The sequence below is a fragment of the Vibrio sp. SSH13-20 genome, from assembly GCF_040104475.1.
In the GTDB taxonomy this organism is placed as follows: Bacteria; Pseudomonadota; Gammaproteobacteria; order Enterobacterales; family Vibrionaceae; genus Vibrio; species Vibrio harveyi.
The window spans coordinates 200047-216015 of record NZ_JBECOU010000001.1 but is presented as its reverse complement, the minus strand read 5'-3'; the positions used below and the strand labels follow the sequence as shown (position 1 = coordinate 216015).

At 44.1% G+C, this 15969-nt stretch carries 18 protein-coding genes; 5 read left to right on the top strand and 13 right to left on the bottom strand.

Annotation, left to right across the window (positions count from 1 at the left end; all coding sequences use genetic code 11):
• Nucleotides 1-51: 51 nt before the first annotated feature.
• The 5 genes from ABMY42_RS01070 to ABMY42_RS01050 all read right to left on the bottom strand — a co-directional run bounded on the left by ABMY42_RS01070 (nt 52) and on the right by ABMY42_RS01050 (nt 5679).
• Nucleotides 52-1452: an aminotransferase class V-fold PLP-dependent enzyme gene (locus tag ABMY42_RS01070; RefSeq protein WP_005448743.1), complete on the bottom strand. Its 1401-nt coding sequence runs from the start codon at nt 1450-1452 to the stop codon at nt 52-54.
• Between the two features lie 546 nt (nt 1453-1998).
• On the bottom strand, nt 1999-3372 hold the full coding sequence (locus tag ABMY42_RS01065) for a HAMP domain-containing sensor histidine kinase (RefSeq protein WP_005448741.1): 1374 nt from the start codon (nt 3370-3372) through the stop codon (nt 1999-2001).
• Between the two features lie 40 nt (nt 3373-3412).
• A complete protein-coding gene (locus ABMY42_RS01060; RefSeq protein WP_005448739.1) occupies nt 3413-4144 on the bottom strand; it encodes a response regulator transcription factor in 732 nt (243 codons plus the stop codon).
• A 146-nt stretch (nt 4145-4290) separates the two neighbouring features.
• Nucleotides 4291-4986, bottom strand: coding sequence for a spondin domain-containing protein (locus ABMY42_RS01055; RefSeq protein ID WP_349265864.1), 696 nt, complete (start codon nt 4984-4986; stop codon nt 4291-4293).
• Between the two features lie 9 nt (nt 4987-4995).
• A complete protein-coding gene (locus ABMY42_RS01050) occupies nt 4996-5679 on the bottom strand; it encodes a spondin domain-containing protein (RefSeq protein ID WP_005448735.1) in 684 nt (227 codons plus the stop codon).
• Nucleotides 5680-5965: 286 nt separating this feature from the next.
• On the opposite strand from ABMY42_RS01050, the gene ABMY42_RS01045 reads away from it, so the two are divergent.
• The 3 genes from ABMY42_RS01045 to ABMY42_RS01035 all read left to right on the top strand — a co-directional run bounded on the left by ABMY42_RS01045 (nt 5966) and on the right by ABMY42_RS01035 (nt 7841).
• Nucleotides 5966-6439 (top strand): hypothetical protein, encoded by a 474-nt coding sequence (locus tag ABMY42_RS01045; RefSeq protein WP_274884690.1) that lies wholly within the window; start codon nt 5966-5968, stop codon nt 6437-6439.
• A gap of 77 nt (nt 6440-6516) precedes the next feature.
• Entirely contained in the window at nt 6517-7446 is a 930-nt protein-coding gene (locus tag ABMY42_RS01040; protein WP_009700733.1) for a LysR family transcriptional regulator, read from the top strand.
• 11 nt (nt 7447-7457) lie between these two features.
• On the top strand, nt 7458-7841 hold the full coding sequence (locus tag ABMY42_RS01035; protein WP_239924544.1) for a VOC family protein: 384 nt from the start codon (nt 7458-7460) through the stop codon (nt 7839-7841).
• Nucleotides 7842-7889: 48 nt separating this feature from the next.
• Here ABMY42_RS01035 and ABMY42_RS01030 read toward each other — a convergent pair whose 3' ends face one another.
• The 5 genes from ABMY42_RS01030 to ABMY42_RS01010 all read right to left on the bottom strand — a co-directional run bounded on the left by ABMY42_RS01030 (nt 7890) and on the right by ABMY42_RS01010 (nt 11785).
• Complete coding sequence (locus tag ABMY42_RS01030; RefSeq protein WP_272760322.1) at nt 7890-9329, bottom strand: PepSY domain-containing protein; 1440 nt, start codon at nt 9327-9329, stop codon at nt 7890-7892.
• A 152-nt stretch (nt 9330-9481) separates the two neighbouring features.
• A complete protein-coding gene (locus tag ABMY42_RS01025) occupies nt 9482-9841 on the bottom strand; it encodes a hypothetical protein (RefSeq protein WP_074051782.1) in 360 nt (119 codons plus the stop codon).
• A 173-nt stretch (nt 9842-10014) separates the two neighbouring features.
• The gene (locus ABMY42_RS01020) at nt 10015-10404 is read right to left on the bottom strand and encodes a cytochrome b562 (RefSeq protein WP_009697233.1); all 390 of its coding nucleotides are present in this window, start codon (nt 10402-10404) and stop codon (nt 10015-10017) included.
• 100 nt (nt 10405-10504) lie between these two features.
• A complete protein-coding gene (locus tag ABMY42_RS01015) occupies nt 10505-11257 on the bottom strand; it encodes a phosphatase (protein WP_026138185.1) in 753 nt (250 codons plus the stop codon).
• Nucleotides 11258-11344: 87 nt separating this feature from the next.
• Complete coding sequence (locus ABMY42_RS01010; RefSeq protein WP_005448715.1) at nt 11345-11785, bottom strand: SRPBCC domain-containing protein; 441 nt, start codon at nt 11783-11785, stop codon at nt 11345-11347.
• 244 nt (nt 11786-12029) lie between these two features.
• Between ABMY42_RS01010 and ABMY42_RS01005 the strand changes: the two genes are divergently transcribed.
• Nucleotides 12030-12215: a hypothetical protein gene (locus ABMY42_RS01005; RefSeq protein WP_005448713.1), complete on the top strand. Its 186-nt coding sequence runs from the start codon at nt 12030-12032 to the stop codon at nt 12213-12215.
• Nucleotides 12216-12222: 7 nt separating this feature from the next.
• On the top strand, nt 12223-12930 hold the full coding sequence (locus ABMY42_RS01000; RefSeq protein WP_252045592.1) for an EAL domain-containing protein: 708 nt from the start codon (nt 12223-12225) through the stop codon (nt 12928-12930).
• 1 nt (nt 12931) lies between these two features.
• Here the strand turns inward: ABMY42_RS01000 and ABMY42_RS00995 are convergent, their stop codons facing one another.
• Genes ABMY42_RS00995 through stbD form a run of 3 tightly spaced genes read right to left on the bottom strand, consistent with a single transcriptional unit; the run spans nt 12932 to nt 15968 of the window.
• The gene (locus ABMY42_RS00995; RefSeq protein WP_005448711.1) at nt 12932-13903 is read right to left on the bottom strand and encodes a hypothetical protein; all 972 of its coding nucleotides are present in this window, start codon (nt 13901-13903) and stop codon (nt 12932-12934) included.
• A gap of 18 nt (nt 13904-13921) precedes the next feature.
• On the bottom strand, nt 13922-14653 hold the full coding sequence (locus ABMY42_RS00990; protein ID WP_069688040.1) for a fimbria/pilus periplasmic chaperone: 732 nt from the start codon (nt 14651-14653) through the stop codon (nt 13922-13924).
• Nucleotides 14619-15968, bottom strand: coding sequence for a fimbrial usher protein StbD (gene stbD / locus ABMY42_RS00985; RefSeq protein ID WP_349265863.1), 1350 nt, complete (start codon nt 15966-15968; stop codon nt 14619-14621). The genes ABMY42_RS00990 and stbD overlap by 35 nt, the downstream gene beginning before the upstream one ends.
• Nucleotide 15969 lies beyond the last annotated feature (1 nt).

Sequence of the window (15969 nt, the reverse complement as noted above, 5' to 3'; positions counted from 1 at the left end):
CCCTCTCTTTAACAAAGCGCCCAAACATGGGCGCTTTGACGATAAACAACATTAGAACGAGTAATAAAGATCCGCAATGGCTTCAACCAGACCTTCTACATCTCTCTCATCATGGAATAAATGAGTCGAAATACGCAACGCATGTGTTTCGTACGAATCATCCTTGTACAACTTGAAGCTTGTTGTACGGATGATGTAACCATAATCTTCACGAAGACGATCACGGAACTGCGTTAGTCGTTCTTCATCTGTTACATCAAAAAACGGGTTAAACGTAGTCAGACCGCTAGTTAAGCCCTCAACGTTTGGCGAGTACATTTGCGCCTCAGGTAACGCTTCGCTAAGCAGCACCTTACATAACTCACTTAACTCCAAGATGCGTTCTTGAATTCGATCGCGACCAATTTCATCCCACATCTTACAGCTGTCAGCAAGTGCTTGTTTTGCTGGGTAGTTGTCATTACCAATGTACTGCATTTGTAACTGCTTACCTAGGTAATCTGCATGAGATAAAGAAGAGTTAATCAACCACAATGGGTTTTCACGATCGCTCCAGTACTCATTTAAGCGTTTACCGTTGTCACGTACATATAAGATACCCGTAGCGCCCGGACCACACTGCCATTTATGACCAGAACCTGCATAGAAATCACAGTCCATGTCATGGAAATCAAGATCGAACATACCCACAGTGTGCGCACCGTCAACTAAGGTCGGGATTCGATGTTGCTTAGCCAAAGAACAAATGGCTTTCGCTGGAAGTGTTGTGCCAGTTTTGTAGGTGATATGAGAGAACACGATTAACCGAACATTTTGATGTGCTTGAATCGCATCGCTGAACGCTTGAATATAGTCTTCTTCTGTCACATCTTCTGTACCAGTGAAGACAGGAAGTTGAATCTCTACGACATCCACACCAAATCGATGCTTGGCAACGTTCATAGGGGACGTCGCCGCAACGTGTTCGTGATGAGTGGTTAAGATCACATCGCCCGGCTCGAAGTGAAGACCGTTGATGATAGAGCATAGACCATCAGTAGTGTTACGACTCAAGATGATCTCATCCGCATTTGCACCAAAGCCCGGTGCAACTTGCGTCACCATTTCAGACACATAAGGCCATGAACCAAATTTATTCTTCATGTCCCACGGGTATTTCGCAACCAGTTTGTTGTTATCCTCATACCCTTCAAGAACATGTCTTGGCATTGAGCCCGTAGTACCGATGTTCATATAAGTCGTTCGCTTATCCAAAACGAACTGCTTTCGAACTTTACGCCAGAGGCGTCTTTCATTTCTTTTACCTAGTCTGCTCCAATCGATATTCTGTTCCTTTGCTTGAACAGCACCAGAAAACGCCGAAGCACTGACGCCAGCCACAACTGCACCAGTTGCACCTTTTAAAAAATTGCGGCGGCTGCGATTAGTCTTAATAGATTCCTTGTCGCTCATCTTTTCGATCCTTGTCGGAAGTTTAGCCATATTATTAATTATGAATCCGTAACTAACTGTTACTTAAACATTATTACCAAATAGATTCCCTGTTTAGATTTTTCGGCGGCAATTAAGTGACTTTAGTTCCATTTTTTCATTTCATTTGATGATATAAGCAACAGTTCTTTATGATAAAAATAAACAACTAAATGCATATTACAATATTCACTAAAACACCTAACTCTAATATAAATAGAAATTAATTTTATAATGTAAAAATCATAAAAAAGCGTGAGTTGTAATATTTACGAAACAAATTAGATAGCAAGGTTAATATTAAGCTCTAGCACGTTAAATATGTAACAGAATAAATTTAATTCATCAGCGCTATCATTCGTTTGTTGAAATAACAATCATGACGAATTATTAAGCGAAAAATTCTATTTAAACAGTAGGTTTGTTCGATGAACAGAAAGGGAAAGTAAGCAAGAGGAAGGGGCGGTAGCTATACCCAAGTAATCTCGAGACACTTCATTCAGCGAGAATGGCTTGGGTATAGATAGATTAAACGGCTCGTAATGTGAACTTTTGTTGATATTGAGATGGTGTGCTGCTGGTCTCTAGATAACTGTGATGCAACATGAGTATCGACTGTACAATCTTGGTCCCAATACCTAGCGAGCCTCCCTGTGCTTCTTCTTCAATATGGTTAATAAAGGCAAAATGAATTCTTGATTTATCGTCACTCAAATGAGCATGACAATGTACTTCAGAACGCATTGGACTGTGGCGCAGCGCATTTTCAAGCAAGTTAAGCACCAACCGCTCTAAAAGACCTTTATCACCCACGGTTTGAATTTCGTTATCGACGTCTATTTTTAGCAGCACTTCTTTTCGAGCAAACTGGCTTTGCATCGTCTCAGCGCACTCTGCCATCAAGGCTCCAAGATCCACTGGTCGATACTCGTAATTCGGCATGGGCGCTTCTTTTCGAGCTACGTCCAACAAAGAGTGCAATTGCGTAGACAGCTTCTCACAGTTTCTGAAAGCGACGTCAATCAAAGGGTCGGATTCCGGATGCTGCAAACGCCACGTTTCCAAATAGCCAAGAACGCTCGATAACGGTGTTTTTAAATCATGACTAAGCTGCAATAAGCTTTGACGACGATGAGACGATTGATACTCCAACTGCAAAAACTGTTGCTGGATATGCTTCGCCATCATCTGATAGGAATTTGCTATCGGTACTAATTCCGGAACTTGGCGCGTAAAATCGGGTTGCAGGCGGAAATCATGTTCTGCTTGTTGTTGAAGCTGATTGGTCACACGTTCAATCGGGTTCAATAAACTGCGTTTCACTAACACATAAGCACCTAATGCAAAGCCTAAAATAGACACTAAAACTAACCCAGCGAGCGCGATATAAGGTGTGTCTACTTGGGCGTTGGCAATCGCATCATGTCTGGTACTGCCAATGACTACATAGAGATAACCCACGGTTGAGCCGAGTTCCTCAATCGCTGCTACGGAAAACACTTTGTGCTCGCCACGATTACGAGGATCTTCGCCTAAGATGGGGAATGGCTCGTCATTCAAGAATCGTTTAATTGGGTTAAGATCTACCTTACCCATGATCTCTGCACCTTCTGGTGCTGCATGGGTAGTGATGTTGCCTTGGCTATCAAGAAAGTAGATTTCGAAATCCGGACCAATCAACATAAGGGTATGAAAGATGGATTTAAGCGCTTTCGGGTTGTAATCCGTACCTATCATCAACGGATTATCATCACGCATGTGGCTTGCCAGCTCTTTGTGCAGACTCTGTTTAGTGCGTAATTCAATGGTCTCTTTTTGCCAATTGTACGTTAATGCAATAACGGCTGCTGCTAAACAAAACCATAGGCTCGTGAACACCACTAAGCGAGATTTGAAGCTCATCCTAGCGCCTCCTTAATCAGTCATTACTTGGGTAGTAAAGCTACTGTCGTGGTTGAAACTTGTACCCCACGCCCCATACCGTCTGGATAAAATGATGATCAGAGTCAGACAAAGACAACTTGCTACGTAGGCGATTGATGGTGCTACACACCGTATGATGATAACCGGAATGGCTGGTATTCCACACATGGTCGAGTAATTCATCTTTACTGTAGACTCTACCTGGGCGTGTCGCGAGGAATTGCAGCAAGGTAAACTCTGTCGCGGTAAGAGTGACATCCTTGTCATTTAGGGATACCTGATGCAATTCTGGAATAATTCTTAATGGACCAAAATCCATGCTATCTTCAAGTTCACTTCTTTCAACTTGTACTTCAACGGTTTGACTTACCCGTCGCAATACATTGCGTACTCGAGCTTGAAATTCTAATACGCTAAACGGCTTGGTAATGTAGTCATCCACACCCGCCTCCAAACCATCCACTTTATCCATCTCACCATCTCTGGCAGTCAGCATGAGCACAGGGCTCCAATCTTGTTGCTGACGTAAATAATGGCAGATATCTAAGCCGTCACCATCTGGCAAACCTCGGTCAAGAATGAGTAAATCAAAAGGTTGTTGTTGGTATTGCGCTTTGGCTTCGGCGACATTCGTTACCCGCAACACTTGGTGTCCTTGAAACTTGAGATGCATTTGAACCAGTTCTGCCAAATCATCATCGTCTTCTACCAGCAAAATGTTCGCGACTAAATTGATTGCCTGCTGTTCCATGGTCCTTTCCCTGCGTCTGAGAATCCTCACTTTGCACATGACCGGAACAAATCGGAATTTCTTTCAAAAAAGGTTCCGATGACGCCATGAGGGTTAAAGCGCTCGGCTACAAGCGCTTTGGAAAGGAGACGCCATCGGAGCCTGTATTACTCGACTCGGGTGATAGTGAGTTTCGCACCAGGATTCAGGAAGCGATGGTTCGCAGAAAGCGCAGAATTGGCTAAACCATCATCTTTACTTACCACTCCAGCGTGAAACGCCACTACGTCATTTGTGTCGTTACGAGCAGCATTAAAGCCTTCACCACCGCCTGCTGGTCCCGGAATGGTGGCTGCAAATTCATCGTTCAATTCCGTGCCGGAATCCCAAACGTTCATGCTCATTTCGTAGCTTTCTCCCACCGCCAATGATTTAAGCGATAGACCCGTTTCCCCAACAAACGCATCGTTGGTGTTCACAAACATGGAAGCGACTGAAACGTAGCCCGCTTTGTGTGGGTCAACTGTAAAGGTTACGGAATCACTTGAACCAGGAAGCACTAAACCATTACCTGACAACGTTTGGTAGACATAGTCATTGGAATCCTTTAGCGCTAACAGCTCGGCATTGCTGCCCCCTTCTGCAAGATGCTCAAGCTCAACAGAAGCGCTTTTGCCAATTTCAAACAGTTTGTATTTGTCGTTGTGAGCCAAAATCGCAAGTGGCGACATTGGTTGATTCGCGGTCAAGTTTGCAACGTTAATCGTGTAACGGTATGACTTCACCACATCATTATCATCATCGCTTGGACAACCGGCGAGTAAGCCGACTGAAGCTGCTACGAGTAAGATTCTGTATTTCATACATCCCCCTTACTTCACAACAATTGTGATGGTTGCAACTGGGTTCAGCCAACGATGGCTGCTGCTGTCTAGGTCACTGATGCCGCCAGTTGGATCGCTATCACCAAGGTTACCCGGATGCACGTGAACTTTGTCATTAGTCACTGCAGCTTCAACACCGGTGCCGCCTGTACCAAAGGTAATGAAAGGTGGATTTGGCATGCTACCTTTAAGTTCATCATTGGCTTCTGTGCCTGCATCATAACTTCTTAGCGTTGCTCGGTATGTGCCAGCTTCCGTTGGGATTTTCCAGCTATCTAGCCCCACGAAACCATCATTGGTTGGCAGAAGCATCGCACTAAGAGACAAGTATCCATGATCACCACTGTTCATAGTAAAGGTGGTTGCGACACCCGGATTCAAAATACCACCAGCCGGGTTCTCAACCACAACACCACCAGCATTACCAATGACACTAGCAAGACCCGAGATGTCACCACCTTCCGCCATTGCTTCTAACTCTGGGGTAGCGGCTTCACCGGTTCTGAACATCTTAAGATCAGAGCCATGCGCTGCGACAATCAGTGGCGTAAAGTAAATGCCTTTTGTCGCGTTAGTCACGGTGATTTCCAGTTCTGCTGCATTCACTGATGCAGAGCCTAGTGCCATAGCGACTGAAGTCATGACGAGTCCGAGTTGGGTACGTTTTTTCATTGTGATTCCATCCTTTAATGAGGGTTGAACTACTCAAGTCCATGTTTACGGCTTTACTTCTTTGTTTGTAACTTAAGTAGGTTAAGCATTACGTTTCGAACGTTTTGCGTTCTTGCCTCTAAGAATGACGAACAAATCTATCAGCAACTTCATCGAATTCTCATAAAATTCTCACAAGTTCTGTTCGATTTTTTCAGCAGCGATTTTTACTCTTAATCAGCTATTTACACTTCGTGTACTCCCCTCCTACAATGCGGTATTCCCTGTTTAAATCACGATTCTCAGCATGATTCATAACGTACTGGCTGCTTACTATGGCGAAATCTACGGCATCGCTTTTTTCAATCACTACTTGAACCATTACGCCCATGGTGAACAACAAACGCTGTGGCAAACCTTGATTGAAGTAGAAGAGCTCACCGCAGAAAAGCTCAAGCCTGTATTACTAGCAAATGGCATGGATATCGAAAGCCGACACCAAGAGATGCTTGATAAAGGCTTGGCAGACGCAACCAAGTGGATAGAGTTGCCATGGCTGGAGTTGGTGGCAACTCTTCTGAAGTGGGTAGAACCTTATGAGGTCAAGTATCGAGAGTGGCATGAAGAAGTGAAAGCTTCACAGCAGTATTCAATCGCTGAACGAGAAGCTATCGGGTTGATTGCAGACCATGAAACAGCCATTTATCACTGTTGGCAGCACTACCATATTGGTGAATCTGGCTTGCCTGCCCTGAATACCTTCTTAGCAAAATATCGCTAAAGCGAGAAGGTGACACTTGAACCGAACAAAACCGTACCAGACAATACCGTTATTCCGCTGCGCAGAATTGAACAAATATGGTTAACCCAAAACTCATTGCCCTACTCCCTGATCTTGCTTCGTTTATCTTAGTGGTAAACGAGGGCAGTTTTACCGCTGCAGCCAAACAACTTGGCGTGACGCCATCGGCTTTAAGTAAGTTGATCACACGGTTAGAACAAGCCCTCTCAGTGAAACTGTTCGAGCGAACGACTCGCAAGTTGATCATCACTCAAGCCGGGCAAAAGGTTTACGACCAAAGCATCGCCATGGTGAATGCGGCGCAGCAAGCGGTTGAATTATCGGCGGAAGATCATGCCGAGCCCACGGGTGCACTCACAGTGGCTGCACCCGAAGCGTTTCTTAACTCGGTGCTTCAACCATTTGTGTTGCCATTCCTAGATCGCTACCCAAACATTCAGCTCAAGCTACGTGCTGCTGATGGTGAGATTGATCTTTTTCGCCAAGGTATCGACGTAGCATTTAAGCTCACCGACAAACCCGATGAGAATCTGGTACTCAAAGAGATCAGCAAGACCAATCTTGTTTTGTGTGCCTCTCCAGATTACCTTACCAAACACGGTATGCCAGAGCATCCAACTGAACTTGAGCAGCACGATTGTATTTATCTTGCTGAGAACGACAAAGACAACATCTGGTCTTTCTTTAAAGAAGAAGCTTTCCACTCTATTGCCGTGAGTGGACGCTACGCCGTTAACCACTCTCAAATGCGCTTGAACGGGGTTAAGTCTGGCTTGGGAATTGGAATCTTCCACGACTTCGTGATTAAAGACGCGTTAGAACGAGGAGAAGTGGTAGAGGTTCTGTCTGATTGGATGATCAAAAGTAACTACCACGGCGCTATCGCGATGCAGTATGCACAAACCAAATACATGCCTGCTCGCCTGCGCGTGTTTATCGACTTCGTTAAGGAGCACTTAGTCTCCGGAGAGGCTAACCATGTTTGAAGAGACTAACCATGTTTAATGCCATTCACCACGTCGCCATCATTTGCAGTGATTACCCAACATCAAAACACTTTTACACCCAAGTCTTGGGGCTAAAAGTCATTGCTGAAAATTATCGTGAAGCTAGAGACTCTTACAAGCTCGACCTTGCTCTACCTGATGGAAGCCAAGTTGAGCTGTTTAGCTTTCCGGGCGCACCGAATAGACCAAGCTTTCCCGAAGCACAAGGGTTGAGACATCTCGCGTTTTTGGTTGATGATGTTGTTCAAGTAAAAGCCTACCTCGAATCGAATGACGTTGAAGTCGAGCCGATTCGTATTGACGAGTTCACAGGCAAAGCATTTACCTTCTTCCAAGATCCAGATGGCTTGCCGCTGGAGATTTATCAGAAATAAAAAGAGCCAGCAATTCGCTGGCTCTTTTACTATTTCACTTGTCTCTTGCTAGTTCAACGCAGTTTTCAGCTTCTCGACGCGGTTGAACAACAGCCAATCCAGTGCGAGAACGGTAACAATTGCCAAACCGCCCATCGGAAACGCCAAACACAATACTACCAACGTTACTAAACCAAGCTTCCAAATTCCGTCTTGTTGAAATTTAGGTGGCGCCCCTAATGCAGCACTGCGACTTGGTCTACGAATCCACCACATCACAACCCCTGTGATTGAGATTAAAATGAACGCCAGACAGAACACCACGTTGAGCACTTTGTTCAATACACTCACATCGCCTTGGTGCAATGACACGCCTGCCGCCATGAACTTGGCAAACAAACTGTAATCTTGCCATGTGACGTCCACCAACAAGCGACCGGAATATTGGTCAAAGTGACTGGTGCGATCTTGTCTTGGATCGGAAATATCACCGCCCATTGAGTTAGCAGCCACGGTGTAAACACCTGTCTCAGAGCGTGGCAAAAATAGCTTATAGCCAGTAAAACCCATCATTTCTGCCTTGTGGACGATATCATCAATAGATAGTGCATCATGACTGCCTGCATAAGCCGATTCTTCCTTCATGTTGGCGTGATCATGAGCTGGTTTATCTTTCGACTGTGGCACAGCAGCAAGCTCTAAGTTCCATGGCACCTCTTCTGATGCACCATGATTCAGGTCTTTGTGTGTCAGCGTCGACTCTGGTTTCTCACCCCATGTGTAATAGGTTGGGAAGGTATTCCAAGCTTGCACCATTTTCGCGCCCCATATCCCAGCCCAAGACAGACCTGAAATCAAAAAGAACAACAGAACAATTGATAGCACACCGCCTAAATTCGCATGCAGATCTCGCATCAAAATACGAGTTCCACTGCCAAAACGAATTTTCAAAAAGCCAGCACGGCTTGCGTTGTCTTTTGGTAACCACAGGTACAAACCAGACACCAACAGTAAAATGCCTAAACTGGCGGCGATTTCTATTAACCGATCACCCAAATCACCAATAAGCAAAGTGCCATGGACGTTATTCATCAGTTCATAGATGCTATCACCACGGTTAATCGTCCCTTGTACTTCTCCGGAGTATGGGTTCACAGCAACAATCAATGAGCTGCCTTCTTGATTTTGAATCGAGAATCGGTTGGCGATATCAGATGTTTTTGCAGGCACAAATTGGGTGATATTAAAATCGGGATACGCCTGCTTTACCGCGTCTAACTGTCTAGAGACAGGAACGGTTTGCTCTTGCGGTATAACGTGCAACGTTGCCTCATATCGAGCCAGTTCGATTTCATCATCAAACAGCATCACTAACCCCGTAAGGGAGAGCATCAACATAAATGGAATAACGAATAAACCTGCGTAGAAGTGCCATCGCCACGTCATAAAATAGATGGACTTTTCGCGTGAAGCTTCCTTGAGTTGAGGCTTTGCCGAGTTTCTCAACATGTGTATTTTCCTTTTTTCATTGTGAACACCCAAATTCAGTCAAACGCATCCTGAACATACTCATCGGTATGTGACGTCATATTACTTAGATTCGGGAGTACCACTGCTCGAATGGCAGTGTTGTTGGCTTTATTTACTTGTAATTGTTTTTGTTATGAGAAAAAGGAAATTGGGGGAGCACGAGGAACTGGCGTTTCAAATCGCACACTTAGAGCCAAATAAGTGTAGCTGTCAGAAACGACCAAGCTCAATCTTGAGAGTATCGGTGTCGTTGGAAGTGTATCGTGATGAAAAGTCGAGAAGTGGCTGAACGGACAAGGCTTACCTTTGTGGCTGACGGAGTTGTCACCCTCTTCTATCTGCACCAACTCAAAACCGTTCAGTGTACATAGCGTCGCCCACACCCCCATGCTGTTACCATGAGCATTGATAACAGGCATCAGTGTTACTAGTACCCAACTTAGAGCACTAGCAAATAACATGGAGCGGTAAAAAGGAATTAATCTACGCATAACGGTGACTTAACAAATTTCACATAGCGTAACCAATTCTGAGTGCTAGCTCAAAAAGAGGATTCATAAGTGGCTGCTACCTCACAGGTTTTCTTGAATACTGTGATTGACAGGCACAAAAAAGCCCGCCGAAGTGGCAGGCTGATGGTCATCTTTTCAAGTTGGATAAACGGTTAGCTAAACAGCTTACTCCAAATACTTGGGTTACGCTTATCGTGGTACTCTTCGCGTAGACTATCGATTTCACGTAATTGATCTTTCGCTTCTTGTAGCTTGCCCGCATCGAGATCAGCTTCAATCTTATCTAGCGTTACCGTCAACTTGTTAAAGCCTTCTAGGTAGATATCAAACTTCTCTGGTGGGTAATTACCACGCTTAGATTGTTCGACGATCGCTTGCAAGCTATCAATCGCAGATTTCATGGTTTCAACATCAGACGCTTCCGCCGCCTGTTTGAATTCCATCTTCATCTGCTTCATGTTTTGTTTTAAATCGACGGCTTCTGCCATTGCATAAGTTGAGCCTAACGCAATCACACACCCCAGTATTAAAGGACGTAACATCTTCACTTCTCCATTGAATGCCGAATTCTGAGTCGGCTTTTTAATGCGAGCAGTGTAAAGCAATCCCTTAACACTTGCATAACCAAAAGTGTAATCAAGTTTATGCGTTGCGAATCTCGTCATACTCTGCGATTGGCTTACGACCGCGCAACTCTAAGAAGGCTAAGAATTGTTGTGCTGAGTGAGTAATAACTTTGCTGCTGTCGATACCCACTCTGTCCATTAACTCGCCGACTAAACTCAGATTACCCACATCATGGCAGAAGTGTGCATCGCTGCCGGTAGTGAAAAATACACCCAATTCTTTGCCGATTTGTGCAATCTCATGGCAGCGGTCTACACTACCGACGCGGCTATTGCCCTTCAGAGTGGTGTTGTTAATTTCAATCGCTACATTGTGCTCTTTAGCGCACTTCAGCACAGCTTCAAAATCAAAGTCAAAGTTCGGGTTACCTAAGTGACCCAACGCATCAACACGACCATTTTTGATGATATTCAACAACGCTTCCGTGTGCGTGGCACTATCTGCAGGGCGGAATACTGGCTCATGAAAACTGGCAATCACCCAATCCAAATTTCGATCAACGCTGTCGGGAATGTCGATATCACCTTGAGTGTTCATGATGTTAGATTCAACGCCACGAATGATCGCAACCCCCTCAAGAAAACGAGGCAGAATTTTCTGGTTAGAGAAAAACCAGTAATGAGGCGCACCCGGCATTGATTCAGCGTGATCGGTCGTACAGAACATATCAAGCCCGTTCTCTTTTGCCGATTTCGCGTTTTCAATCAACGTACTGTATGCGTGACCACTGGCGTACGTATGCGTGTGGGTATCAACCTTAAATTCCATCATCAACTCTCTTGGTGCGCAAATTGGCGGCTATTGTATACCCACAAGTCACCTGTCGTCAGCCCAATCTTAGCTTGCAACCTCACCCTATTCTTCGCTGATAGTTTTGATCAAAGGCAGAGCCTTCTCCCAGCCGTGGTTGAACATCGACACAAAATCACTGTGAGTGTGAATGGTTATACTCAGCAATAAGCGATCCTCCAAAGTATCGATCTGATAGATCTCTCGCGATCCGATCCACTTTGACGCTAAGTCTCCATCCAATTGCTGCCGATTATCTGGGTTAAAAATGGCAACATGATGAAACTCCAGTTTTTGTAGCGGCTGTACCGTGTCAATTATCGCTCTCGTTCCGCCCATGTCTGGGTCAAAAAAGGTCATGTCACAACCTTCTTCCCATGCGCCATCAAATTGAGACTGAGGCGAAAAGGCTTGTGCCCATCGTTTATATAGTTCGACATCGGTCAGCACGCTCCATACGCGCTGAGGTGTCGCGGCAATCTCGACGTGATAGTTTAAAGTCAGCATGTTTTCTCTCCCTGCACCTTTCTTGACGCTAGCTCATTCTGATTAAAAATCAAACAATTCGCGAACAACCAAAGGAGAATTGCGAAGCCTGACATCAATAGTGCAGAGCTTATCGAAATCGAGTCCATTAGCAGCTTGCTATTTTTTCAACGCCTAATGCCAACATGCTGCTTCACTCTTCAATTAAATTGAATACACGAAAAACGACACCCTAATGCAGCGGTATATCAGTAATGGATTCAACATGAGTGGCGTAGAACAAAGAGAGTTTAACTATATAAAACAACGCATTAATGAAATGAGACCAGAGCAAATACGTGAAATAAAAGGTGTCATTGAATTTAAGAGAAAAACGTTGCTCGATGAAAAACCACTTATCTCTGATGAAGAGATGGAGTTCATCACCATCATGTTCAAAAAAACGGAATAACGGGAAAATGTGCTTTTTGATCGAAGATTACTTGAATAAAACCAACAATATCTACCCATCGGATATCCATTACAAGCTGCAGGAAATCGTCGACGTCAAGAACAGGGTTCTTGGTTACGAGGTTCTTCTCGATCCTCTGAATCTTCCAAAACAAGAGATAAAAGACCTCTATAATCGGGAAATACAGTACCCTCATATGAGCCGTGCGTTGATTTCTAGATTAGAGCACTATATCCATCAACACACCAATGACTTCTTTGGAAAATACGTTTTCATTAACCTTGAAAGAAGCAACCTATGCGACAAGTACTTATTGTGTGACATTGTCATTCTTAGGAATACGCTCGAAACATTAAAGGCGGATTTAGTCATTGAAGTCACAGAAAGGAATACCTGCCAACGATGCCCAGAAATTCAAAAGGGGTTCGATTTTCTGAAGAAACAAAATGTCCTGTTAGCAGTAGATGACTATGATTTAGACTTCGATTTTAGAGAACAAGAGGTGCTAGGTGGGCTTTATCAGTTTATTAAGGTCGAACACTCCACTAAACAAGACTATTATGACCGAGTGATTGAACTGAGCAAAAAGACCCGAGCAAAGTTGATCATTGAACGGGTCGAAACGCCACTAGAGCGTATGCAAATCACCCAGAGCAATATCCCAGTTTGGGGGCTACAAGGCTTCTTATACAAAACGCTAACCGTTAACTTATAAGCTAAGCAGGACAAGATTTTGACTTGGCAGAGCAAAACTGACGCAAGTTACAAAGGTTGCAGTCTTTAAAATCGCACTCTTGTAAACACTGCAATTTTTTTTTGATCTTTGGAATCAAAATAGGGTTGGAAATGGAACGAATGATATCGAACTTAACCAAATACAAACCCACCTTCTGGCTACTGTCTGTAGGCGGGTAATACTTGACCTCTTTTGCATTAAATACTTTCTTTGCAAACTCAAGAATCGGATATCCGGCAATAAAGATATAGACGTAATCCTTTGTCTTATAAAGAGAAAGCAAGTAATAACAAATCGCTTGAATCACTAATTCAAAGAAATGAGTAGAGTTCATCGCGTGTCCTAACTTAACCAGACAACTTCGCTTTACTTCATTTTCAGGGATACTAATGAACGAAGATAGGTTGTTCAGCTTCTCTAAGTTCAATATACCAGCCCAATGACCAACAATATCGTCTTGTTTATTCTGCAATAAAATACACTTGTACTTAATATCCGTTTTCATCGCGTACAAGTCCCCAATAAAACCTTCAATGGCAGAAACATTGCTATAAAAATCTTTAAAAACCTCAAGGTGTTCGTAATAGGTTTGGGAACGAATTTCACTTCGAACAAATTCGGGTACTTTATAGTAAGAAAGAGCCGTCAGAGAGAAGTCAAACGCCTTTACCAAATTAGACAACACCGAGGCATGCCGTGCAGGATTTTTATGCCCGTGCTCATCTAGATTAAGAATGATCTCAACTAAGTCGATGTCTAAACATCGCGCGATATAGAATTGCTTATACAAAGGAGGAATCACTTTACCGTTCAACCACCGGCTCAGAGTGATGGTGTCTAACCCTTTAAACTCCTCATAATAGGCTTGTTGTAATATTGCAATAAGTTCTTTCCTAGAGATCGATTTTTCCTCTAACCAAGCAGCGAACTCCCTTTCAAAGTTGTAAATCATAAATCTCACCACTTTATGCTAATGAACTAAGGTACCTTTATAATTTGTTATATTTCCGTCATCTCCAATGATGTCGAAATGTACTTGTTGTATATTTAGACGTTGACCTAGCGGTAAGCTGACGCTCGAAAAAGGTGCGACAGTGATTCTTTCATAGGTATCGTCACCCACTTTTATCGACAAAAAATTTGCAAACCAAGGCAGCGGATTGACCACCTTCAAACTTTCTCCTGAGCGCACAAAACGCAGTTGTGAAAACGCATGTTTTCCTGGGGCTTTGATGCCTTTTGGGCGAACAAGTACTTTTAAGCGCAACCTCAACGGCAACATGATTTGCTGAGTATTTGCGGTGACTGTTTCTTCGGATACCTGCGTCACTTGAAAAATGTTTAACCAAAGCAAGTTTTCACGATCTTCAAAATCTAAATCGGCTCGATTCAGTAACAAACGTACTGATCGCACTTCTCCCCGCGCCATTTTAAAAATAGGAGGGATAACGAATAATGGTGTCTCCTCATCCGATGGAGAAACCTTGAGGTCACCTTTGTCCGTCCATAATTGAAGAAGTACGTTATCCTCACCAGAATTCGCTAGGGTAAAGTCACTTTCTAAGTCATGGGCACTGATGACAATACGAGTTCGATCTATATCGACAGCTGCATGAACAGAAGACATCGAAAAAACCAAAACAATACTGAAAAGTAACCAAGTGAACTTATTGAAAGCTGACGATGATTTGCGCTTGGGCATACACAGCTCCTGCTGTAACAGTTTCACCACTGAGTTTTTCTAGAGAAGCCGTAAAGTGACCTCGGTAGGAATCAGAAGATGCATTGGATGATTCCAATTGCGTGACCTCTTTAAAGCCATACCATCCGCCAGCATTACCCGTTCCAGTCGTACGACTAGGCAACAGGTTCATTGGAGACCCAGAGTTATCGTATATTCTGATCCCGACCCCCTGAGCTACGCCAGGATTCCCGTATTCATTGCTTAACAAATACGTTAAACCGCCCGCAGATGTTTTTAGCCCAAGTTGCTCGGCTTTACTGGCTGCGTTGGTAGAGTTCACCAATAAGCCGATCGCAATCGGACGTGTCGCTGTCAGACTGGTACTTGTGTTAGATGTGGTGCCAGACGCAGCATTAAGTTCACACAGTAAACCGATGCTAAACGCCAACCTTGATGATTCACCATTATTTAGCGCATCGACGGTCATCGTCGGGAAGAGTACGTGTGGTGTGTAATCTGAAACTTGGCAAAACGCACCACGAATAAACGTAAGCTGATTCGCCCATCCCCACGCTCCGGGATAATCTCCATACCATCCACTGTAACAACCGCCACCATGGTCACAACCAACGGTCAAACCAGAACTTCGACCGCCGCCTTTAAATGCAATATAGCCATGCACACCGTTACGAGTCGGTGAAAAGCGACCGTAGTTCAACCCGTAGTTACCCGTCCCGCTGGTTACTTTGATGACTTCAACACTTACATCACTAAACACTCCTGCGTGTACATAGATGTAATTGCTGTCTTGAAACATATCATCAGGGTTGAGCTTTCTCGCTTTCCAATAACGGGAATAGTACTCACCGGTTGCAAGATTAGTCAGACGAAAGGCGGCATAACGATAGTCAGAATAATAGGCTCCTGGAATGCCCGGAACTTCATTTCGTCCTGCATAGTTGTCGTCTCCGTTTGTTGAGTAATACTCCCAAAGATCGTTTTTATCAGCTAAGTCGCATCGAAACAAAACCTGCTTATCGCCATAAGGCGTTCGGTTTGCTGAGCCTAAGAACGAAGCTGTCGAAGTCGCAATGACGCTGCCATCTGGCTGAAAAAGACTGCCACTGTTGATGCTAATCACCCCGGGTAAACCATAGCTTCCAAAGTATCCATCCGCCGCACCAGTAAAGTTATTGTTTACATAGTAACCAGCGTTGATTGCCTCGGTTGATAAGTAAGCTTGGTTCGTCGTGTTCAGCTTTGTGCAGGTAGCAAAAGCAGACATACTCACAAACAAGATAGATAGGCAAAGGGTCCATATTGAATATTTCATA